The sequence below is a fragment of the Micromonospora antibiotica genome (genome assembly GCF_017599305.1).
In the GTDB taxonomy this organism is placed as follows: domain Bacteria; phylum Actinomycetota; class Actinomycetes; order Mycobacteriales; family Micromonosporaceae; genus Micromonospora; species Micromonospora antibiotica.
This window is the reverse complement of sequence record NZ_JAGFWR010000025.1, coordinates 35882-58133: the sequence shown is the minus strand read 5'-3', so window position 1 is coordinate 58133 and position 22252 is coordinate 35882. Positions and strand designations below refer to the sequence as shown.

The window sequence follows — 22252 nt, the reverse complement described above, 5'->3', positions numbered from 1 at the left end:
CCGTACCCCACCGACGTCCGCGATCCCAGGAGGATCCGATGCCGCACATCAACATCAAGTTCTTTCCGGTCGACCTGCACCGGGACACCGAGCAGCAACTGGTCGACGAGTTGACCGAGGCGGTCACCACCGCGTTCGGGTGCAGCCCGAACGTGGTGTCCATCGCCCTGGAGCCGGTGGAGGAGCAGCGCTGGCAGGCGCAGGTCTACCAACCGGAGATCGTCGAACGGCAGCACCTGCTGCGCAAGGTGCCGAACTACTGACGCCCCGGCCCCTGGAGGAGGTGGAGACCGCCATGGCGCAGCCGAACCGTACCCTCGCACCGAGACCGCTACCCAGCATCGCCGACGGCATCGACGACCTCGTCGGCAACACACCGCTGCTGCGGTTGCCCGTCGCGCACGGGGCACCCGGCGTCGAAGTGCTGGCCAAGCTGGAGTGCGCCAACCCGGCCGCGAGCGTCAAGGACCGCGCGGCGCTCTACATGCTCCGCGCGGCGGAGGCCGACGGCCGGCTGCGCCCCGGCGGTGTCGTGGTGGAGGCGACGTCGGGCAACACCGGCATCGCGTTGGCCGCCCTGTGCGCGGCGCGCGGGCACCACTGCATCATCGTGTTGCCGGACAACGCCACCCCGGAGCGGATCGGCCTGCTGCGGCGCTTCGGTGCCGACGTGGTGCTGACCCCGCGCGAGGCGCGCTACCAGGGGGCCGTGGACAAGGCCGAGGAGATCTGCGCGATGACGCCGGGCGCGTGGTTCGTCCGGCAGCACGACAACGACGACAACCCCCGGGCCCACCGGGAGACCACCGGCCCGGAGATCTGGGCCGACACCGGCGGCCGGGTCGACGTCCTGGTCTGCGGGGTCGGCACCGGCGGCACGCTCAGCGGCACCGCCGGGTATCTCAAGGAGCGCAACCCCGCGCTGCGGGCGGTCGCGGTCGAGCCGGCGGGCTCGCCGCTGTTGTCCGGGGGTACGCCGGGCACCCACGCCATTCCCGGTTTCAACGGTGGGTTCGTCGCCCCCACCACCGATCTGAGCCTGATCGACGAGGTGGTGACCGTCACCGACGACGAGGCGGCCGAGACGAGCAGCTGGCTGGCCCGGCGGGTGGGGGTGCTCGCCGGGGTGTCCTCGGGGGCGGCGACGCACGTCGCGCTGCGGGTGGCCCGGCGACGCGACAGCGTCGACAAACGGATCGTGGTCATCCTCCCCGACACCGGGGAGCGCTACCTGAGCATGTGGTCGGAGCGTCCGTGAGACGCCCGAGGATTGGAGAGGAACTCCCGTGAGGACACTGCTTCTCGTCGGTGGCGTCGACGACACCCTCGTCGCGGCGAAGGAACTCGGTCTGCGGGTGCTCCTGCTCCAGCACCCCACCAAGATCACCGATCGGCAGCGGCGGCTGGCCGACGTCGCCGAGGTGCTCGACTACACCGACTGGACCCTGACCGCGCCGGTGGTGACCCGGCTGCACCAGCAGTGGCGCATCGACCAGGTGGTCTCGCTGACCGAGCCGGGCCTGGACATCGCGGCCCGCGCCCGTGACCTGCTCGGCCTGGACGGCACCACCTACCCGGTGTCCCGCCGGTTCCGCGACAAACTGGCCATGCGCCGCCACCTGGTCCGCCGCGACGCCGACGCGGTCGCGGCGACACCGCTGCACGACTTCGACGACCTGGGCGCCTTCGGCGCACGCCACGGATACCCGTTCGTGGTGAAACCGACCGCCGCCACCGCAAGCATCGGGGTGTTCCGGGTCGACGACCCGTCCGGGCACGAGGCCGTGTGGGAGCAGGTGTGCCGGCTGCGGGGGACCCGCACCGACCGGGTGTCGACCCTGCTGGTGCTCGACGACTTCCTGATGGAGGAGTACGTCCACGGTCGGGAGTTCAGCGTCGAGACGTTCAGCTTCGCCGGCCGGCACGTGGTCGTCACCGTCACCGAGAAGATGACCGACCCGGCTCACTTCGCCGAACTCGGCCACGCCGTGCCGGCCCGGCTCACCGAGGACGCCTGGGACCGGGTCGGCGAGTGCGTCGGCACGTTCCTCGACCACCTGGGGTTCACCGACGGGCCCTGCCACACCGAGGTCCGCCTCAGTGGCACCCGGGCCCGCATCATCGAGGGCCACCACCGCTACGGCGGGGACGCGATCCCCGAGCTGGTGCGGGCGGTCTACGGCATCGACCTGGACCGGCTCGCCGTCGGGTGGCCGTTCCGCCTGGTCGACGCGCTGCCGGACAGCCCCGCACCCCGGGGTGGCGGCTGCGTACGGGCCATCGTCGGTCCACCCGGCCGGGTGCTGTCCGTCGAGGGGGTCGAGGAGGCGCTGCGCCAACCCGACGTCCTGGCGGTACGGATCAGCGCCCGCCCCGGTGACGAGGTACGTCCCCTGCGGGACAACTGGGACCGGCTCGGGCTGGTCGCCGTCACCGGGCCCACCGCGACCGCCGCCGCCGCCCGGGGTGCCCAGGTCATCGACGAGTTCATCCGGATCCGGATCGTCGACGACCGGGGCGGGGAACACCTCGCCCGGGTCGCCGAGGTGGCTCAGGTGTCCGGGGCGGTGGCCTGACATGAGCGTGCTGATCCTGCACCGCAATCCCTTGGAGCCGTTCCCGTACCGGGACTGGCTCGCCGACCACGACCAGCCGGTGGTGGTGCTCGCCGCCCGCGACAAGATCGAGTCCTTCGGTGAGCAGGTCCCCACCGACACCCTGGGCCTGGCCCACCTCGAGGTGCTCGACCACTACGACCGGGACGTGGCGGACCGGGCCACCGCGCTGGCCGAGCGCTACCGGCCCCGGCACGTCGTCGCCCTGCACGAGGCGGACCTGGAACTCGCCGCCGACCTGCGGGTGCGCTGGGGGTTGCCCGGTCCCCGACCGGCGGACATCCGGCCGTTCCGCGACAAGCTGCTGATGAAGCAGCAGGCGGCGGCGGCCGGCATCGAGGTGGCCCCGTACGCCCTGGCGGCCACGGCGGCGCAGGTGTCGGACTTCGCCGCCGAGCACGGGTACCCGGTCGTGTTGAAGCACCGGGCCGGCTACAACTCCATCGGGTTGCGTATCGTCCGGTCACCCGGGCAGCTGCGGACCCACCTGGACGAGCTGTACCGGGGCGGCAGCCGCGACGACATCATCGTCGAGCGGTTCGTGCCCGGGAGGATGTGCCACGTCGACGGGTTCGTCCGGGCCGGTCGGACCGCCGTGGCCTGGCCCTCGCAGTACCAGTACGACCTCGCCTCGTTCGGCAGCGACCCGGGCCCGCGCGTCGACGTGACGCTCGACCCGGACGACCCGCTCACCGGGCGGCTGCTCGATCTGGTCGACCGGGTGCTGGCCGCCCTCACCCGCCGCCCCGGTGGGCTCACCGACCATGCCTTCCACGCCGAGGTGTTCCACACCCCCGACGACCGGTTGGTGCTCTGCGAGATCGCCTGCCGCAGCGGCGGGGCGAAGATCCGCGAGGTGTTCGAGGTGATGTTCGGCGTCAACCTGGCGGAGGCGGAGCTGCGTACCCACCTCGGGTTGCCCGTCCCCGCCGTCGACCGGCTCGCCGGCGGCGTCCGGCCGCGTCCGCGCAGCATGTCCGGTCAGGTGCTGATGATGAAGCGTCCCGGGCTGGTCCGCACGGTGCCCACCCCGCCGACGGAGCCCTGGGTGCGCCGGTTCTGGTGCTGGGCGCGACCCGGGCAGGTGATCCCACCGGCCGCCGGGTCGGCCGACTTCCTGACCGCCGCCATCGCCGTCGCCCCGACCCGGGTCGAGTGTGAGGCGCGGCTGCGCCGGCTCGGCGACCGGGTCGCCGAGCAGATCCAGATCGGGGAGCCGTCGTGACGACCCGGGGTGTCCAGGCCCGGTACATGGCCGCGATGGTGATCGACGCCACCGGCAGCGGCATGTACCTGCCGCTGTCGCTGATCTACTTCCAGCACAGCACTGGCCTGTCCGTGGGGCGGGTCGGCGCGATCGTCAGCGCGGCGGCGGTGCTCGGCCTGATCGCCAATCCGCTGACCGGGGTGCTCGTCGACCGGTTCGGCGCGCGGGCCGTCGTGGTGGGCGGTTACCTGCTGCGGGCCGCCGCCTTCGCCTGTTACCCCCTGGTCGACTCGGCGGGGCCGCTGTTCCTGGCCGTGCTGGTGGTGGCGTTCGGCGACGTGTCGTTCTCCCCGTCGGTGCATTCGCTGGTCGCCGAGATCGCCACGGGCAGCGCCCGGGACAAACTCATCGCCGCGCAACGCAGCCTGCGCAACGCCGGCCTCGGCGCGGGTGGCCTGCTCGCGGGGGCCGCCCTCACCGTCCGGGCCGACCGGGCGTTCACCGTGATCGTGCTGACCGCCGCGGTGGCCTTCACCGTCGCGGCCGGGCTGATCCGCGCGATCCCCGTCCAGGGCGGTCGACCCGATGCCACCGCCCCGGCCGCGGCGGCCCGCCGGGGTTACCGGCTGGTGGCCCGTAACCGGCCGTTCCTCGCCCTCACCCTGCTCAACGTGCCGACCGCGTTCGGTTACATGGTGTTGTCGGTGAGCCTGCCCGTCTACGTGACCCTGCACCTGGGGCAGCCGGCCTCGCTCGTCGGCGCGCTCTACGCGGTGAACACCATCGGCATCGCGGTGGCGCAGATCCCCGTCACCCGGGCGCTGACCCGGTTCCGCCGGTCCCGGGCCGTGGCGGCCGGCGCCGGCATCTTCGGGTTGTCGTTCGTGTCGTTCGCGGTGCTCGGGGCGACGGCCGGAGGTGCGGTCCTGCTGGCGGGCGTCTTCGCCGCGACCGGGCTGTTCACCGTCGGGGAACTCCTGCACGGGGCGACCGCGTCGGCGTTGGTGGTCAACGCCGCCCCCGCGCAGACCCGGGGTCGGCACCTGGCCGTCTACCAGCTGTCCTGGGCGGTGCCGGGCGCGTTGGCGCCGGCGGTGCTGACCGGTTTGCTGTCGCTGTCGCCGACCGGCATGTGGCTGGTGCTGGCGGTGGGTGTGGTGGTCGCCGCCGTCGGCGTGTTGCGCCTCGAACCCCACCTGCCGCCGGAGGCGCTCCGACCGCAGCCGGCCCCGGCGCAGGAGGCCCCACCGCCCACCGAAACCGACCCCGGGGATGGCCGTGCTGCCGCGGGGCTCGTACGAGTCAGGGAGAAGAACTGATGGGAGTTGCCAGCTGGGTGGTGCTCACCGGCGACGATCCCCGGCACGCGCCACCGCAGGCCGCCGGGCAGTGCGGCTGGGTGAGTCAGATCGCGCCGCTGATCACCGAGTTCACCCACCCCGGGGACCTGGTGTTCGACCCGTTCGCCGGGTGGGGGACGAGCCTGGTGGCGGCCTCGGTCACCGGTCGGCGGGGCATCGGCCTGGAGATATCCCCGGACCGGGCCGCGCAGGCGTCGCGCCGGCTGGGGGCGTACCCGCAGCAGGTGATGATCTGCGGTGACGCCCGCCGGCCCCCGGTGCCCGACCGCAGCGTCGACTTCGTCGTCACCGACCTGCCCTACTTCGGCACCGCGCTCGACACCGACTCCCCGGTCGACGGTCAGTTCTATGCGCTGCGCGACTACTCCGCCTACCTGACCGCCCTCGACCACGCCTTCCACGCGCTGGCCCGGGTCCTCAAGCGGGGCGCGTACGCGGTGGTCGCGGTGCAGAACCGGCGGGTCGCCGACCGGTTCGTGCCGTTGGCGTGGGACGTCGGCCGGGTGCTCGGGGGGCACCTCACCCTCGGCGACGAACGCATCCACCTGTATCCGCGCCCGGTCACCGGGGGAGACCCGCTGGTCAACAACCGGGCCCACGAATATCTGCTCGTCGCGCAGAAGCGGTAGTCGACGGCTCAGCCGGTGCCCACGCCCAACGCGCGCTTGTCCGGCTTGCCACTCGGCCCCACCGGGACCCGGTCGATCACCTCGACCGTCGTCGGGACGGCGGCTCCGCCCAGGGTCGCCGCGACCCGGTCGCGTAGCCGGCCGACGTCCAACGGGCACCCGGTGGCCGGCACCACGTACGCGTGCACCGCCTCGCCGGTGACGTCGTCGGGACGGCTGACCACGTACGCCTCGGCGACGGCGGGGTCGGCGGCGAGCACCCGTTCGATCGGGCCGGCGTACACCAGGTTGGCGTTGACGATGATGACGTCCCGGACCCGGCCGGACAGGTGCAGGTAGCCGTCGGCGTCCAACCGGGCCAGGTCGCGGGTGCGCACCCACCCGTCGGTGAACACCTCGGCGGTCTCGACCGGGTCCGCCCAGTAGGCGCTGGCCTGCGCCGGGGTCCGGACGAAGAGTTCACCCTCGGCGGCCGGTCGGCCGGTGGCGTCGCGGATGGACAGGTCGACCACGTCGGGCGCGCGCCCGACCGAGGCGAGCCGGCCCGGGTCGGCCAGCAGCTCGGTCGGGGTGACCATCGCGATCATGCCGGTCTCGGTCTGCCCGTAGCCGTGGAAGACCACCGGCCCGAGCACGTCGAGCGCCTCGGCGAGCCGGGACGCGGTGAGCGGCGAACCGGACACCACGAGCGCCCGCAGGCTGCTCAGGTCGACCGGGTCGGTGCGCTGGTCGCGGACGAGCTGGTGCAGCTTGCCGACGGTGATCACGCTCGCGGTGGCCCGGTGCCGGGTGATCATGCCGGGGAAGCCCGGCGGGCGGGCGGCGACCAGGGTGCCCCCGGCGGCGAGGGTGAGGATGCCGTACTCCAGCATCACCTGGCTGCTCAGTGAACCGAAGACCAGGTAGCGGCCCAGCCGGGGCGCGAGGTCGGCGATCGCCGCCGGCCACCGTTCGGGGTACGCCGCCCAGGCCGCGCCCATCGCCGCGTACGTCTGGGCGCAGCCCTTGGGGTTGCCGGTGCTGCCGCTGGTCCAGGTGATCCGGGCGATGTCGGCGGGCCGGCCGGCGGCGACCAGCGGGCTGCCGTCGTCGGGGGTCCGCGCCAGCGCGGCGAGCCGGGTGTCGTCGACGAGCAGCGCGTCGTCGCTGGCGAGCAGCCGGTCGAGTTGTGCCGGCGTCAGCTCGGGCCGGATGCCGGAGACCCGGGCGCCGACGGTGAACGCGGCGAGGACACCGGCGAGCGCCTCCGGGGTGACCCCGATCCGCAACGCCACCGCCCGACCCGGCCCGATGCCGGCGGCGCGCAGCCCGCTGGCGGTCCGCCGGACCAGGTCCGCCAGCTCGGCCGCGCCGACGATCCGGTCGCCGTCTTCGAAGACCGGCCGGTCGCCACCGGTGGTGAGCAACCGCAGCATGGGCTGCGGCCACCGCTCACCACCGGCGGCGACCGGGCCGGAACCGGCCCGGTCGCGGTCCGCCGACCCGCGACCGGCCCGGTCGTGCCCGCCGTGGTGGCCGGGCCCCGTCGCGCGGCGGTCGGCGTGGTCGTGCTCCGCCGCGCGACGGTAGTCGTCGTGGTGCTCAGCCGCGCGGTGGTCGGCGTGCTGGTGTTCCGCCGCGCGACGGTCGTCGTGGTGGTGCTCAGCCGGCATCGGAAAGGACGCCCTTGAGGAACAGCGCCAGGGGCTGCTGGTGCACGCCGGGCAGGTCCCAGTTGTTCTCCAGGTTCTCGGCGAGATGGTGGGTGGCGACGAGCTGCCCGCCCCGGTGCACCCGGACGACGGGGTGCAGGTAGCTGGCGTCGTGGGCGCGTTCGGCGTCGTTCTCGGCGATCCGGGGGACGGTGATGTCGAACGGGTCGACCTGGTCGTGGTCCGGGCCGTACTCCAGGGTGGTGACCACGGCGAACGGCTCGGCCCCCAGGCCACCGTCGTGCAGGTGGGCCACCGGCACCTCCTCGTGGTAGCGCGCGACGCCGTCGGCGATGACGACGACGTCGCCGAGGACGGTGAACTGCTGCCACAGCGCGGAGGTGCGGTTGATCCGGGCGATGATCGCGTCGGTGATCGCTTCCGGGGTGGCGTCCAGGGTGGTGGCCGGCCACGGCGTGCCGTGGTGCCGGGCGGCGAGCATCCGGTGCAGGGCGCGTACGCCGTACCGGAAGCCGTGGATGAAGCCGTTGGTGGAGCGCTTGAAGTCGCGCTGCTGGGTGAGGGTGCCGGCGAAGTACAGACCGGGCACGTTCACCGACTCGAAGCCGGAGGTCTGCTCGGGGAAGCGGTCGTTGATGGCCAGCCGGGGTCGCGCCGACGGGTCGAAGATGCTGGCGTCGAAGCGGAAGCCGGTGCACAGGATGACCCGGTCGTAGTCGAGTTGCCGGATCGACTCGCGGGTGCGGGCGTACCGGAAGTCGATGCGGTAGCCGCCGTCGTCGCGGCGGGCGATCCGCTCGACGGTGCCGTCCAGGACCGCGTTCTGCGACTTGAGCTGGTAGGTGTCGAGGAAGTTGTTGTTCACCGCGCGCAGGTGCCCGACGTAGTGCGTCTGCCAGGCCAGCCGGATCGAGTGCGGGCCGGCGACGTGGATGACGGCGGCGGTCTCGACCAGGGCGTCGGCGGTCTCGAAGGCCGAGTTGCCCTTGCCGATGATCAGGACCCGCTGGTTGGTGAAGTCGTCCGGGTCGACGCTGACGGTGTCGTAGCGTTCGGCGAGTTCGACGCCGTCGATCGGCGGGACGTAGAGCTTCGAGACGCCGGTGGCGACGACGACCCGGCGGGCGGTCAGGGTGTCGGCGTCGGTCTGAACGGTGAACAGGTCGCCGTCGCGGGCGATCCGGGTGACCCGGGTGTCGTACCGGACCCGTAGCCCCTGCGCGAAGGCGGCCAGGTAGCGTACCATGTCGTCGGCGTCGGGGAAGTAGCGCCGGCTGAAGTTGCGGAACAGCAGCGACGGGTCGTCGGTGAGCAGCGAGTTCCAGTCGGAGCGCAGGTTGAACTCCGGATCGTCGGAACCGGTCCAGACCTTGTTGATGGAGATCAACTGGCGGTGCCGCGGGTAGCGGCCGAAGAACGTGCCCGGCGCCGGCCCGGCCTCCAACACCAGATGGTCGCGGCCGTCGCGCTCCAGCAGGGCGGCGAGTTGGAGCCCGGCCGGCCCGGCTCCGATGATCAGGTAGTCGAGCGTCATGCGGCGCACCGTATCGGCCCGATTTCAAAGCGTTCTGAGATTTCGTCTCTAGGGTCCCGTCGCATGACGACAGAGGTAGATCTCGCGGCCCCGCTGCGGATCGCCGACCTGAGCGCCGCCCGGGACCCGGTCCGGGTCGTGGTCGGGCCGCAGGTCCGCGACCGGGTCACGCACACCCGCATCTTCCTGTCCGAGGTGCTCGGTGAGGACCGCGCGGTGTACGGCAGCACCACCGGTTTCGGCGCCCTCGTCGGGTACGCCGGCCGGGCCGACCTGCGCGACCAGGCCGACAACACCCTCGCCCACCTCGGCGCGGGCCACGGCCCCGACCTCGCCCCCGCGATCGTCCGGGCGACGGTGCTGGTGCGGGCCTGGTCGCTGGCCCAGGGCGCGTCGGGGGTGTCCCCGCACGTGGTCGACGCGTTGGCGGCGATGCTCGGCACCACCTTCGTGCCGGCGGTGCCGCGGTGGGGTTCGGTCGGCGCGAGTGGTGACCTGATCCCGTTGGGGGCGGTGGCCCAGGCGCTGCGCGGTCGCGGCCACGCCTACCTCGACGGGGTACGCCTGCCGGCGGCGCAGGCGTTGCGACGGGCGGGTCTGGAGCCGTTGCCGCTGGACGGTCGGGACGCGCTCGCCCTGGTCAACGGCACCTCGCTGACCACTGCGGCGACGGCGTTGGCGTTGTCCGCCGTGCGGGCAGCGCACCGGGCGGTGCAGGTGCTCACCTGCCTGCTGGCCGATCTGCTCGGTGCCGATCCGCAGTTCCTCGACGCCCGGCTGCTGCGCGCGTACGGCCATCCGGGCGCGATCGACGTGGGCGTGCGGATGCGGCGGGTCAGCGACGGGCTGGTCCCGTCGGGCAAGCGCCCGTTGCAGGAGCCGTACAGCATCCGGTGTGCGCCGCAGCTGCTCGGCGCGGCCGAGGACGCGCTGCGCCACGTCGATGCCGTGGTCACCGCCGACCTGGGCAGCGTCAGCGACAACCCGCTGTTCTTTCCCGACGACGATCTCGTGGTGCACGGCGGCAACTTCTTCGGCCAGCCGGCCGCGTTCGCCGCCGACCTGCTGTCGATGGTGGTGGCGCAGGTCGGCAACCTCGCCGAGCGGCAACTCGACCTGCTCGTCGACCCGCACCGCAACGGTGGCCTGCCGCCGATGCTGGCCGCCGGCCCGGGGCAGCAGCACGGGCTCCAGGGGGTGCAGTTGGCCTCGACCGCGCTGATCGCCGAGATCCGCCGGGACGCCATGCCGGCGAGCATGCAGAGCCTGCCGACGAACCTGCACAACCAGGACGTCATCCCGCTCGGCACCCAGGCCGCCCTGCGGGTCTGGGACCAGGCCGGGCTGCTCCGGCTGATCGTCGGGTCGCTCGCGTTGGGGCTGCGGCAGGCCGCGTACGTGGGTGCCCGGACGCCCACCGCGCCGGGCTGCGGCGAAGCGCTCGCGGCGTTGGTGGAGGCGATCCCCCCGGTGGATCCGGACCGGCCGCTCGACGGTGACGTGCGGCGGGCCGCCGACGTCATGGACACGCTCGAACTTCCGTTGACCCCTCTCACCCTGGATGGCCGTCGTGACGCTTGACTATCTGATCATCGGGGCCGGGCCGGCCGGCCTGCAACTGGCGGCCCTGCTGGAGGCCGACGGCCGGCGCGACTACCTGGTGCTGGAGGGCGCGGACATCCCGGGCGCGTTCTTCGCCACCTATCCCCGGCACCGGCAACTGATCTCCATCAACAAGCCGCACACCGGCTCCGACGACCCGGAGTTCAACCTGCGGCTGGACTGGAACTCGCTGCTCACCGACGATCCGGCGCTGCGGTTCACCACGTACACCGAGCGGTACTTCCCGGACGCCGACGTGATGGTCCGTTATCTGGCGGACTTCGCCGCGAAGACCGGGGTCAAGGTGCGTTACGGCAGGCGGGTGACCTCGGTGTCCAAGGTGGACGACGTCTTCGAGGTGCACGCCGGGGAGACGTTCCGGGCCCGGCGGGTGGTCGTCGCCACCGGGGTGTCCCGGCCGTACCTGCCGGACATCCCGGGGCTGGAGCTGGCCGAACAGTACGCGGACATGCCCGTCGACCCGCGTGACTACCTCGACCAGAAGGTGCTGATCATCGGCAAGGGCAACTCCGCCTTCGAGACCGCGGACAGCCTGATGGAGACCACCACGCTGATCCACCTGGCCGGCCCGAGTTCGGTGCGGTTGGCCTGGCGCACCCACTACGTCGGGCACCTGCGCGCGGTGAACAACAACTTCCTCGACACCTACCAGCTCAAGTCGGCCAACGCGATCCTGGACGGCACCGTCCGGCAGATCACCCGCGACGCCGACGGCTACCTGGTGACGTTCGCGTTCTCCCGGGCCGACGAGGTCACCAAGGAACTGCGCTACGACCGGGTGCTCGCCTGCACCGGGTTCGCGTTCGACGCGTCGATCTTCGACGAGTCCTGCCGGCCGGAGCTGGCGATCCGGGACCGTTTCCCGGCGCAGACCCCGGCGTGGGAGTCGGTCAACGTCCCCGGCCTGTACTTCGCCGGCACCATCACCCAGGAACGGGACTTCAAGCGTTCCACAAACGGTTTCATCCACGGTTTCCGCTACGCCGTACGGGCCCTGCACAAGATCCTCGAACGGCGGTACGTGGACGCGCCGTGGCCGGCGGAGAAGCTGGACGCCACCGGTGCGGCGATCACCGACGCGATCATCGCCCGGGTCAACCGCACCTCCGCGCTGTGGCAGCAGTTCGACGTCCTCGCCGACGTGGTCACCGTCGCCGACGCCGACGCGCGTTACCACGAGGAGGTGCCGGTGGCGTACTTCGCCGAGGCCGGTCTGCGCACCGCCGACCACGACTACTCCGACGCTTTCGTGGTCACCCTGGAGTACGGCCCGGAGCACGACCAGGTGGACCCGTTCGACGTGACGGTGAAACGGGTGGCCCAGGATGTCGTCGGTCAGGCCCACGACGCGGCGTACCTGCATCCGGTGGTGCGCCACCACCGGGCGGGGCAGGTCGTCGCGACCCACCACCTGGCGGAGAACCTGGAGAACCGGTGGGACCGGCCGCAGGTGCACGTGACACCGTTGGCCGCGTTCGTCGACCGTTGCCTGCGCAGGGCCGGGGACTGACGTGCCGGCCGCCGACGAGGTGGGGTTGAACCTGGCCGACGTGGCCGCCGCCGCCCGGCGTCGGCTCGACCCGGTGCACTGGGATTTCTTCGCGGGCGGGGCCGGCGACGAGCGGACCCTGCGGGCCAACGAGGCGGCGTTCGGCCGGCGTTGGCTGCGGCCCCGGGTGCTGCGCGGTGCCGGTGAGCGCGACCTGCGGATCTCGCTGTTCGGTAGTGCGCTGTCGATGCCGGTGCTGGTCGCACCGACCGCGTTCCACCGGCTGGCCCACCCCGAGGGGGAGGTGGCGACCGCCCGCGCCGCCGCCGAGGCCGGCACGGTCATGGTGGTCAGCATGGCGGCCACCCGGCCGGTCGAGCAGATCGCGGCGGCTGGCGGGCCGCTGTGGTTCCAGCTCTACCCGCACACCGACCTGGAGTTCACCACCACCGTGGTACGGCGGGCGGTGGCCGCCGGCTGCCGGGCCCTGGTCGTCACGGTCGACTCGCCCGTGTTCGGTCGGCGCGAGCGCGACCTGCGGCACGGTTTCGTGGACCTGCCCTCCGGCATGGTCTGCGAGAACATGCGTGACGCGAACGGCCGGGTCCGGGACATCGAGATGAACGCCCGGGTGGGCTGGGAGCTGGTCGCCGTGCTGCGCCGGCTCACCACCGTGCCGATCCTGCTCAAGGGGGTGCTGCACCCCGAGGACGCCCGGCTGGCCGTCGAGCACGGGGTGGACGGGGTGTTGGTCTCCAACCACGGCGGCCGGCAACTCGACGGGGTGACGGCCACCCTGGACGCGTTGCCGGCCGTCGTGGCGGCGGTTGACGGCCGGTTGCCGGTCCTGGTCGACGGGGGCCTGCGACGCGGCACGGACGTGCTTGTCGCGTTGGCGCTCGGGGCGACGGCGGTGCTGGTCGGCCGTCCGGTGCTGTGGGGGCTGGCGGTGGCCGGCGCGGCCGGGGTACGGCACGTGCTCGACCTGCTGCGCGCCGACCTGGACCGGGCGTTGGCCCTGGTCGGCGTCGCCCGACCCGGCGATCTCAGCGCCGATCTCGTCACCACGGGAGCGTCGGCGTGAGCGGGCCGGTGGTGTGGGGCGCGGTGGTCGTGCTCGGGGTGGGTTGGACGCTGCCCCGGTGGCTGCCCTCGGCGGTGGTGCGGCTGCGGCAGTGGGTCTTCGCCCGGGTCAACGGCGGGGAGGGCATCCCGGTGCCGGGTCCGCTGGTCGGTGTGGAGGATTTCGAGCGGCTGTACGCTGATCCGGCGGCGGACGGGCGCAGCCGGGGCGCCGGTCTGTCCGACCTGTTCTGGTACTGGCTGTCACCCGGCCCGCACATGCACCAGGAGCACCTGGAGCCGGGGGAGCGTTACCGGGCGGTGGCCGGGGTGACCCGGCGGGTGCTCGCCCTGCGCCCGCAGCGTGCCGACGCCCTCGCGACCGCCGCCACCCGGCGGGTGCTCGACGAGTTGCCGGCGGGGCGGGTCCACGTGCGGCTGCGGGACCTGATGATGCCGGTGTGGGCGGAGGTCTACCACGAGCTGATCTTCGGGGAGGTGTGCCCGAGGGAGGTCCGGGCGCTGTTCGTCGCCAACGCCGCCGACGTGGCCGCCGCGCTGAAGTGCACCGGCCTGCGGCACCTGGACCGGCGTGCCCCGTTGACCCGGTACCTGCGCGGGCGGGTCGAGGCGGGCACCTGCCCGGTGACGTTGCCGCCGCCGTTCACCGCCGAGGAGACGGCCTGGTACCTGCACGGCGCGTTCGGCACCACGGCGGTGGTGCAGATGTCCGAGGCGATGTCGCACGTGCTGCTGGCGCTGGCCAACCATCCGGATCTCCAGCGGGGCCTCGACGACGACGACACCCTGGACCGGGTGATCGACGAGACCCTGCGGCTGCATCCGCTCTTCGGGGTCGCCCACCGGATCACCTCCGCGCCGATCGCGCTGCCCGCCGGGGTGACCCTGCCCGCCGGGTCGGTGCTGCTCTTCAACTACCTGGCGTTCCAGCGCAGCGGGCCGGCCGGCGACGAGCGGTTCGACCCGGACCGGTGGCGGACGCTGGCCCGCCGGGATGCCCGCTTCATCCCCTACGGGGTCACCGCCAACCGGGCCTGCCCGGCGCGCGGGGTCGCGCCGGTGATGATGCGGGCCGCGACCCGTGAGGTGCTGCGCCGGTACGCCCTGGCGTCGTCGGCCGCGCACAGCCGGTCGCTGCCCAGCCGGGGCCCGGCGTACCTGACCCCGGCCGGTGTCCCCGGCCCGGGGCGGCTGCGGCTGGCCGCGATGCGGTGGCGGGACCGCTGGGCCGACGTGGGACGCAGCGTCCGGCAACTGGTGTTCGGCGCCTGGATGGTCGTCGACGCCCGGCGACAACGGTTGTGCACCAACTACTTCGAGGAGGCGGTCCGGTGACCCCCACCCAGTTGGCTCCACGGTTCTTCATCGCGGTCGCGGTGATCCTCATCTTCTGCAAGGCGGTGGCCTGGCTGCTCGGCCGGGTGGGTCAGCCCGCCGTGGTCAGCGAGATGCTCGCCGGGGTGCTGCTCGGCCCGTCGCTGCTCGGGTTCGTCCTGCCGGAGGTGAAGGACGCCCTGTTCCCGACGGCGCTGCTGCCGGTGCTCTACGTGGTGGGCCAGGTCGGTCTGGTGCTGTTCATGTTCCAGGCCGGGTACGCGTTCGGCGCCCACCGGGTCACCGGTCTGGCCGGCACCGCCGGGCTGGTGTCGTTGGCCGGGGTGACCGCGCCGCTCGTCCTGGGGGTGGGGCTGGTCCTGGTCACTGCGGACGCCGTGCCGATGCGGGCCGACGGGACGTCGATCGGGGTGTCGGCCGCGTTCGTCGGGGTGGCGTTGGCCATCACCGCATTCCCCATGTTGGCCCGGATCATCACCGAACGCGGGCACGCCGGCACCCGGCACGGCACGTTGTCGCTGGCCAGTGGTGCGCTCGACGACATGGTCGCCTGGATCATGCTGGCGGTGGTGCTGGCGTTCGCCTCCGGCCGGGCCGGGCCGGCGGTCGTCACCGCCGGTGGCGCGGTGCTGTTCGGGCTGGTGCTGTGGTTGGCCGGGCGTCGGGTGACCGCCGCGTTGATGACCAGCCCCCGCCTCAACGACGGTGCCCGGGTGCTCGGCACGGTGGCCCTGCTCTTCCTGGTCGCCTGGTACACCGACGAGATCGGCCTGTACGCGGTCTTCGGCGCGTTCGCGGTGGGGGTGGTGATGCCGCACACCGCCAACACCGACCGGGTGGTGGACACCCTCACCCCGGTCGCCGCGACGGTCTTCCTGCCGCTGTTCTTCACCTATTCGGGGCTGCGGACGGAGTTCGGGTTGCTGGGCAGCGCGCCGGTGCTGCTCTTCGCGGCGGCCTGCGTGACGGCGGCGATCGTCGGCAAGTTCGGTGCCTGCTGGGCGGCGGCCCGGGTGCGGGGCGAGTCGCAGGGTGTCGCGTTGCGGGTGGGCGCGTTGATGAACGCCCGGGGTCTGATGCAGCTCATCGCGCTCAACGTCGGCCTGGAGGCGGGCATCGTGAACGCCTCGTTGTTCACCGTGCTGGTGGTGGTGGCGCTGGTCACCACGATGATGACGACTCCGTTGCTGAGCTGGATCGAGCACCGGGAGGCCCGTAGGCAAACCCCTGTCCGACCCCAGACCCTCGCGGTGGTGAAATGATAAAAAGATAGCTGTCACTATTTAGCCTTACTCTGTGCGATTGTGGACGCATGCCCGGGGGAGGATCGAACCGTCTGCTGTTGGTCGAGGACGACGAGGAACTGGCCGGCCTGCTCACTGAGTCACTGGTCGGTGACGGGTTCCTCGTCGACCACGCCTCGGACGGCCAACGGGGTCTGCATCTCGGACTGACCCGCACCTACGACGTGATGGTGATCGACCGGATGCTGCCGGCGCTCGACGGACTCGACCTGGTCGTCCGGCTGCGTTCGCGGAAGGTCCCGGCCCGCGCGCTGATGCTCACCGCGCTGGGCACGGTGGGCGACCGGATCGCCGGGCTGGACGCGGGTGCCGACGACTACCTGATGAAACCCTTCGACCTGGACGAGCTGAGCGCACGGATCCGGGCGTTGTGCCGGCGGACGTCCGAGGCCACCACCGTGCTGCGTGTCGGGGCCGGGCTGCTCGACCTGACGTCCCGCGACGCCGTGCTGGCCGACGGCACCCGGGTGGCGCTGTCCGCCCGGGAGTTCGAGCTGCTGCGGGTGCTGGCGGCCCGGCCCAACCTCGTGCACTCCCGGGCGGAGTTGCGCCGCCGGGTCTTCGACGAGACCGCAGCGGCGTCCATGGTGGACACCTACGTCTACTACCTGCGCCGCAAGCTCGGCCGGACGGTGGTCCGCACCGTGCACGGGCTGGGCTACCGGCTCGGAGCGCTCTGATGGAGCTGGTGGAGCAGGCGATGGTGCGCCGCGCCCGGTTGCGCATCGGCCTGCTGGTCGGGCTGGCCATCGGTGCCCTGCTGCTGTTGGCCGGCGGCCTCTCGTACGCCGTGCTGGTGCGCAGCCAGGAGGCCCAGATCCACCGGGAGTTGGCGTGGGGCACCAGCCACGCCACCATTCCGGGTCCGCCCGCGTGCAGCTGGATCTTCCGCTACAACGGCCTGATCACCGACACCGGTCTCAACCCGCCGCCGCCGGGCTTTCCGCTGACCGGTGCGCTGACGTCGGTGGCCGCGACCGGTGTCACCGAGGTCACCACCGTCACCCGCAACGGCACGACCTACCACGTCCGCACCGAGTCCCGCAACGACGGGCTGGTCGTCCAGGCGGTGTTCGACGCGCGGTTCCAGCTGTCCGACCGTCGGCACCTGCTGCTGGCGTTCAGCCTCGCCGCGGCGGTCGGGCTGCTCGTCGCCGTGCTGACCGGTGCGCTCGTCGGTCGACGGGCCGTCGCGCCACTGGCGGAGGCGCTGACCCGGCAACGGCGGTTCATCGCCGACGCCAGCCACGAGCTGCGTACCCCGATCGCCCAGGTGCACATCCGCGCCCAGCTGATGGCGCGGCGGGCCCATACCGGTGGCAGCGCGGCGAGCCTGGAGGATCTCGACCGGCTGATCGGCGGCACCCGCCGGCTCGGCGAGATCGTGGACGACCTGCTGCTCTCGGCCCAGCTCGCCGCCGCTCCCGCCGACCGCCGGGCGTACCCGCCGGTGGATCTGACCGCGCTGGTCGGGGCGGCCGTCGCCGCCGAGGCGGACCGGGCCGCCGAACGCCAGGTCACTGTCGCGGCGGACCTGCCCGGCGAGGCGTTGCCGGTGCCGGGGGTCGAGTCGGCGCTGCGCCGGGTGGCCGGGGAGCTGCTCGCGAACGCGCTCGCCCACACACCCCCCGGTGGCCGGATCGACGTGTCGCTGCGCAGTGGCGGCGACTACGCCGAGTTCGTGGTCGCGGACAGCGGGGACGGCTTCGACCAGGCCGACGCGCGGCGCATCTTCGACCGGTTCCACCGTGGCGGGGGTGCCGGGGAGCACCGGTTCGGGCTGGGGTTGGCCCTGCTCCAGGAGGTGGTCACGAGCCACCGGGGCACGATCGAGGCCGAGGGCCGGCCGCACCGGGGGGCGGTCTTCACCGTCCGTCTGCCCGCCACCCGACCGTCCGCCCCCACGGAGCGGGTCTCGGGGATCCGACGTCTGCGGGTACGGCAGCTCGTGGAGCGGTGAGCGGGGCAGTACGGCGGTCGCCGCGCCGGTCCGCTGCCGGGAAAAAATCCCGGCCGGGATGTCGAGAACGGGGGACCAGCATCGTCCCCGGGGTGAATGCGGCCAGAATGGTGGTCGCACCGGCACCGAGGAGACACCCGATGGCGAAGTACCTGCTGCTCAAGCACTACCGAGGCGCCCCCGCCGCGGTCAACGACGTCCCGATGGACCAGTGGACGCCCGAGGAGATCACGGCCCACGTGCGGTACATGAACGACTTCGCGGCCCGGCTGGAGGGCAGCGGGGAGTTCGTCGACGGGCAGGCGCTCGCCCCCGAGGGGACGTTCGTCCGGTACGACGGGCCGGGGCGTCCTCCGGTGACCGACGGGCCCTTCGCCGAGACGAAGGATCTCATCGCCGGCTGGATGGTGATCGACGTGGACAGCTACGAGCGTGCCGTCGAGCTGGCCGGGGAGTTGTCGGCCGCCCCGGGGGCGGGCGGGCGACCGATCCACGAGTGGCTGGAGCTGCGCCCGTTCCTGACCGAGCCGCCGACCATCACCGACTGACCGGTGGACGGTGACCTGCTGCGCCGGCTCACCCCGCAGGTGCTCGGGGTGCTGGTCAGGCGCGGGGCCGACTTCGCGGCGGCCGAGGACGCCGTGCAGGACGCCCTGGTCCAGGCGGTACACGGCTGGCCGGCCGACCCGCCCCGGGACCCGTTGGGCTGGCTGGTCACCGTGGCCTGGCACCGGTTCCTCGACGCGGGCCGGGCGGACGCCGCCCGGCGTCGGCGTGAGGACCTCGTCGTCGAGGAACCGGCCCCCGGCCCCGCGTCGGGGGTGGACGACACGCTCCAGCTCTACTTCCTGTGCGCCCACCCGTCGCTGACCCCGTCCTCGGCGGTCGCGTTGACCCTGCGTGCCGTCGGCGGGCTGACCACCCGGCAGATCGCCCGGGCGTACCTGGTGCCGGAGGCGACCATGGCGCAGCGGATCAGCCGGGCCAAGCGCACCGTGTCCGGCGTACGCCTCGACCGGCCGGGCGACGTCGCCACCGTGCTGCGGGTGCTCTACCTGGTGTTCAACGAGGGCTACTCCGGCGACGTCGACCTCGCCGCCGAGGCGGTCCGGCTCACCCGGCAGCTCGCGGCGATGGTCGACCACCCCGAGGTGGCCGGGCTGCTCGCCCTGATGCTGCTGCACCACGCCCGTCGCGCGGCCCGGACCACGCCGGACGGCAGCCTGGTCCCGCTCGCGGCGCAGGACCGCAGCCGGTGGGACACCGCCCTGATCGCCGAGGGGGTACGCATCCTGCAGGCGGCGCTGGCCCGGGACCGGTTGGGCGAGTTCCAGGCCCAGGCCGCCATCGCCGCGCTGCACGCCGACGCGCGCACCGCCGGGGAGACCGACTGGGTGCAGATCGTCGAGTGGTACGACGAACTCGCGCGGCTGACCGACAGCCCGGTGGTGCGGCTCAACCGGGCGGTGGCCGTCGGGGAGGCCGACGGGGCGTGGGCGGGGCTGGCGGCCCTGGCGGCGGTGGGCCCGTCGGTGCCCCGCCACGCGGCGGTGACGGCGTACCTGCACGAACGGGCCGGTGACCGGGCGACGGCGGCCCGGTGGTACGCCGAGGCCGCCGACCGGGCCGCCCACCTCGCCGAACGCGACCACCTGATCCGCCAGGCCGCCCGCCTCAACACCCGTCCGCCCGGCTGATCACCGGTGCGCCCGCCCGGTACCCGGGGCTGACGGCGGTGCCGTCGACCCGGGACGGGACCCTTTTCATTGATACCCTTGACTGCTCTCGGGGTGACCGCATTCGTGGGGGGCGCAGGGACGGGGGCCGGGCGATGACCGACTGTCGTACCCCTGGGGTGACCGCCGCGCCCCGGGCGGTGGCGGCGCTGGTCGCGTTGTCCGTCTCGGCGTTCTGCTACGTCGCCATGGAGACGTTGCCGGTGGGCATCCTGCCCCTGGTCGCCACCGACCTGGACGTGTCCGTGTCGCACGCGGGGCTGCTCGTCACCGGCTACGCGGTCACGGTCGCGGTCGTCTCGGTGCCGCTGACCCACGTCACCCGGCGGGTGCCGCGTCGCCGGCTGCTGGGGGTCCTGCTGGGCGTGCTGGTGGTCGCCACGCTGGTGTCGGCCGCCGCCCGCGACTACCAGGTGCTGCTCGGGACCCGGGTGGTCGTCGCGCTCACCCAGGCGCTGTTCTGGGCGGTGGTCGCGCCCGCCGCCGCCGGCATGTTCCCCGCCCGGGTACGCGGCCGGGTCACCTCCGTCGTGTTCGCCGGGGCGTCGCTCGGGCCGATGCTCGGCGTGCCGGCGGGCACCTGGCTGGGTCAGCAGTGGGGTTGGCGGTCGGCGTTCCTGGCCCTGGCCGCCGTGGCGCTGGCCGGGTTCGTGGCGATCGTGACACTGATGCCGCCGGTTGCGGTCGGGGCGACGCACGCGTCGACCGGAACCACCCCGGACGCCCGCCGGTACGCGGTCGTCGTGGTAGCCACCGCGCTGTCGGTGGGGGGCCTGTTCACGGCGTTCACCTTCACCGCCGTGTTCCTGACCGACGCCTCCGGGTTCGCCCCGGGCGCTCTCGGCCTGCTGCTGCTGATCCGGGGCCTCGCGGACTTCGCCGGCATCGCCGCCGGGGGGATCGCGAGCGACCGCCACCAGCGGGTGGCGATGGTGACCCCGGTGCTGCTGCTGGTGGTGGCCCTGCTCGGGATGTTCCTGCTGGCCGGGTCGCCGGTGGCCACCGGGGTGCTGCTGGCCGTGTCCGGGTTCGCCATGGGCGCGTTGACCCCCGCCCTGCAGAACCGGGTGCTGGAGGTGGCCCCGGGCAGCGCCGACCTGGCGGCGGCCGGCAACTCCGCCGCCTTCAACGTCGGCATCGCCGGCGGGTCCCTGCTCGGCGCGGTGGTGCTGTCCCGGTCCGGGGTGCAGGGCACGGCGTTGGCGGGCGGCCTGGTGGCTGCGGTGGCGCTGGTCGTCCTGCTGGCCGAGCCGCTGGTCGCCCGGGGCGGTACGGCGCGACGGGCCGTCCGGGGACGAGAATAGATCGTATTGCGAGATGGTGTCTCTGTTGACGTTGCGGTGGGTGTTGGTTAGCCTGGACCGATCATCGCCAGCCGCAGGAGAACGCCATGATCCGAGTTCCGCAAGGCTCTGGATTGCTGGTGCGCGGCTACGAGGAGCCGTTGCGGGTACACCCGCCGCGGGAGGGCATGCGCCCCGGGACCGCCGCCGGGGACCCGCAGACCCCGTTCTGATGGACAGGCACGCCGTCTCCCGACCGGGACACGGCGATCGCCCACGTCGTTGATCATCCCGGTGGGCGGCACCGCCGCCCCGGGACATTGACCCGTTTTCCGCAGAACCGACCCTCGGAGCGCACCATCATGACCACCGCAATCGATCTCGCCCCCATCTCCGGCCCGTCCGCCTGGCGCGGTGACGAGCTGCGTACCTCGACCGAATGGGTCTACCAGCTCAGTGACGCCGAGCGCGCCGAGCTGGAGACCGTCGGCCGTCGGTTCGTCGCCGACAACCCCGACCTGCGTACGGTGACCGCCGCCGACTACCCGCTGCCGGCCTGTGCCGGGCTCAACGAGGAGTGCGCCCGCCAGCTCGACAGCGGACGCGGCTTCATCCTGGTCCGGGGCCTGCGCACGGAGGAGTACGGCGACACCCTCGCCGGGGCGATCTTCTACGTGATGGGGCTGCACCTCGGCGTGCCGATGGGGCAGAACCAGATGGGCGACGTGCTCGACCACGTCATCGCCACCTCCAACAAGACCCTCGACGACCCGTCGGCCCTGCCGTCGCGGGTCCGCGACCGGCTGCCGTTCCACTCCGACAGCTCCGACGTGGTCGCGCTGATGTGCCTGCGGGCGGCCAAGGCCGGCGGGGCGAGCAGCCTGGTCAGCGGCACCACCATCTACAACGAGATCCTGCGCCGCCGGCCCGACCTCGCGCCGCTGCTGTTCGAGCCGTGGCACTGGGACTGGCACCGGCAGGACCCGGACGCCCCGGCCCACACCTACACCTCGCCGATCTGCAGCTACGTCGACGGCATCTTCAGCACCTACGCCGGCACCTCGATGATCTTCTCGGCGCAGGACTACCCCGAGGTGCCCCGCCTCACCGAGGCGCAGATCGAGCTGCTGCACCTCTACGACGAGGTCTCCCAGGCGCCCGGCCTGGCCCTGGACATGGACTTCCAGCCCGGTGACGTGCAGTGGCTGCTGAACTACGCCGCCCTGCACTCGCGTACCGGTTACGTCGACTTCCCGGAGCCGGAGCGCCGCCGGCACCTGCTGCGGCTGTGGCTCAAGCGCGACGTCGGTCGGCCGCTGGTGGGCGGCTTCGGCAAGCACGTGGTGACCGAGCGCGGCAGCGAGATCGCGCCGGGCGGCCGGTTCCACATCGCCGAGGCGGTCGAGCCCAACTTCGAGTGGGGCAACTGACCCACCGGCCC

Annotated in this window: 20 protein-coding genes; 18 read left to right on the top strand and 2 right to left on the bottom strand. The window is 73.0% G+C overall.

All coding sequences use genetic code 11. The features are described 5' to 3' along the window. Positions 1–38: 38 nt before the first annotated feature. Genes JQN83_RS27405 through JQN83_RS27380 form a run of 6 tightly spaced genes read left to right on the top strand, consistent with a single transcriptional unit; the run spans position 39 to position 5812 of the window. Entirely contained in the window at positions 39–263 is a 225-nt protein-coding gene (locus JQN83_RS27405) for a tautomerase family protein (RefSeq protein WP_088647261.1), read from the top strand. Between the two features lie 32 nt (positions 264–295). Next, a complete protein-coding gene (gene cysK / locus JQN83_RS27400; protein ID WP_208570042.1) occupies positions 296–1258 on the top strand; it encodes a cysteine synthase A in 963 nt (320 codons plus the stop codon). 28 nt (positions 1259–1286) lie between these two features. Next, positions 1287–2576, top strand: a complete 1290-nt coding sequence (locus tag JQN83_RS27395; RefSeq protein ID WP_208570041.1) for an ATP-grasp domain-containing protein — start codon at positions 1287–1289, stop codon at positions 2574–2576. A gap of 1 nt (position 2577) precedes the next feature. Further along, positions 2578–3840 (top strand): ATP-grasp domain-containing protein, encoded by a 1263-nt coding sequence (locus JQN83_RS27390; protein WP_208570040.1) that lies wholly within the window; start codon positions 2578–2580, stop codon positions 3838–3840. After that, positions 3837–5141 carry an MFS transporter gene (locus JQN83_RS27385; protein WP_208570039.1) on the top strand — a complete coding sequence of 435 codons (1305 nt, stop codon included), beginning with the start codon at positions 3837–3839 and terminating at the stop codon, positions 5139–5141. Before JQN83_RS27390 ends, JQN83_RS27385 begins: the two co-directional genes overlap by 4 nt. Continuing rightward, positions 5141–5812, top strand: coding sequence for a TRM11 family SAM-dependent methyltransferase (locus JQN83_RS27380; RefSeq protein WP_208570038.1), 672 nt, complete (start codon positions 5141–5143; stop codon positions 5810–5812). The genes JQN83_RS27385 and JQN83_RS27380 overlap by 1 nt, the downstream gene beginning before the upstream one ends. 8 nt (positions 5813–5820) lie before the next feature. On the opposite strand, the gene JQN83_RS27375 is transcribed toward JQN83_RS27380, so the two are convergent. Together JQN83_RS27375 and JQN83_RS27370 are read right to left on the bottom strand one after the other, a co-directional pair. Further along, entirely contained in the window at positions 5821–7464 is a 1644-nt protein-coding gene (locus tag JQN83_RS27375) for a class I adenylate-forming enzyme family protein (protein ID WP_244253321.1), read from the bottom strand. Continuing rightward, on the bottom strand, positions 7454–8998 hold the full coding sequence (locus JQN83_RS27370; RefSeq protein WP_208570037.1) for an NAD(P)-binding domain-containing protein: 1545 nt from the start codon (positions 8996–8998) through the stop codon (positions 7454–7456). Before JQN83_RS27370 ends, JQN83_RS27375 begins: the two co-directional genes overlap by 11 nt. Positions 8999–9061: 63 nt before the next feature. On the opposite strand from JQN83_RS27370, the gene JQN83_RS27365 reads away from it, so the two are divergent. The 12 genes from JQN83_RS27365 (at position 9062) to JQN83_RS27315 (ending at position 22241) form a co-directional block, all read left to right on the top strand. Further along, positions 9062–10579 carry an aromatic amino acid ammonia-lyase gene (locus JQN83_RS27365; protein ID WP_208570036.1) on the top strand — a complete coding sequence of 506 codons (1518 nt, stop codon included), beginning with the start codon at positions 9062–9064 and terminating at the stop codon, positions 10577–10579. After that, a complete protein-coding gene (locus JQN83_RS27360) occupies positions 10569–12131 on the top strand; it encodes an NAD(P)-binding domain-containing protein (protein WP_372444149.1) in 1563 nt (520 codons plus the stop codon). Before JQN83_RS27365 ends, JQN83_RS27360 begins: the two co-directional genes overlap by 11 nt. Position 12132: 1 nt before the next feature. After that, positions 12133–13194 (top strand): alpha-hydroxy acid oxidase, encoded by a 1062-nt coding sequence (locus tag JQN83_RS27355; RefSeq protein ID WP_307799774.1) that lies wholly within the window; start codon positions 12133–12135, stop codon positions 13192–13194. Beyond that, positions 13191–14528, top strand: coding sequence for a cytochrome P450 (locus JQN83_RS27350; RefSeq protein ID WP_307799773.1), 1338 nt, complete (start codon positions 13191–13193; stop codon positions 14526–14528). Before JQN83_RS27355 ends, JQN83_RS27350 begins: the two co-directional genes overlap by 4 nt. Continuing rightward, on the top strand, positions 14525–15790 hold the full coding sequence (locus JQN83_RS27345; RefSeq protein ID WP_208570034.1) for a cation:proton antiporter: 1266 nt from the start codon (positions 14525–14527) through the stop codon (positions 15788–15790). Before JQN83_RS27350 ends, JQN83_RS27345 begins: the two co-directional genes overlap by 4 nt. A gap of 80 nt (positions 15791–15870) precedes the next feature. After that, positions 15871–16512: a response regulator transcription factor gene (locus JQN83_RS27340; RefSeq protein ID WP_244253320.1), complete on the top strand. Its 642-nt coding sequence runs from the start codon at positions 15871–15873 to the stop codon at positions 16510–16512. Then, positions 16512–17792, top strand: coding sequence for a sensor histidine kinase (locus JQN83_RS27335; protein ID WP_208570032.1), 1281 nt, complete (start codon positions 16512–16514; stop codon positions 17790–17792). Before JQN83_RS27340 ends, JQN83_RS27335 begins: the two co-directional genes overlap by 1 nt. Before the next feature lie 140 nt (positions 17793–17932). Continuing rightward, positions 17933–18340, top strand: coding sequence for a YciI family protein (locus tag JQN83_RS27330; protein ID WP_208570031.1), 408 nt, complete (start codon positions 17933–17935; stop codon positions 18338–18340). 3 nt (positions 18341–18343) lie between these two features. Beyond that, the gene (locus tag JQN83_RS27325) at positions 18344–19489 is read left to right on the top strand and encodes an RNA polymerase sigma factor (protein ID WP_208570030.1); all 1146 of its coding nucleotides are present in this window, start codon (positions 18344–18346) and stop codon (positions 19487–19489) included. Between the two features lie 134 nt (positions 19490–19623). After that, positions 19624–20832 carry an MFS transporter gene (locus tag JQN83_RS27320; protein ID WP_208570029.1) on the top strand — a complete coding sequence of 403 codons (1209 nt, stop codon included), beginning with the start codon at positions 19624–19626 and terminating at the stop codon, positions 20830–20832. Between the two features lie 86 nt (positions 20833–20918). Continuing rightward, positions 20919–21044 (top strand): hypothetical protein, encoded by a 126-nt coding sequence (locus tag JQN83_RS33940; protein ID WP_255554102.1) that lies wholly within the window; start codon positions 20919–20921, stop codon positions 21042–21044. Between the two features lie 129 nt (positions 21045–21173). After that, on the top strand, positions 21174–22241 hold the full coding sequence (locus tag JQN83_RS27315; RefSeq protein WP_208570028.1) for a TauD/TfdA family dioxygenase: 1068 nt from the start codon (positions 21174–21176) through the stop codon (positions 22239–22241). Positions 22242–22252: the final 11 nt, after the last annotated feature.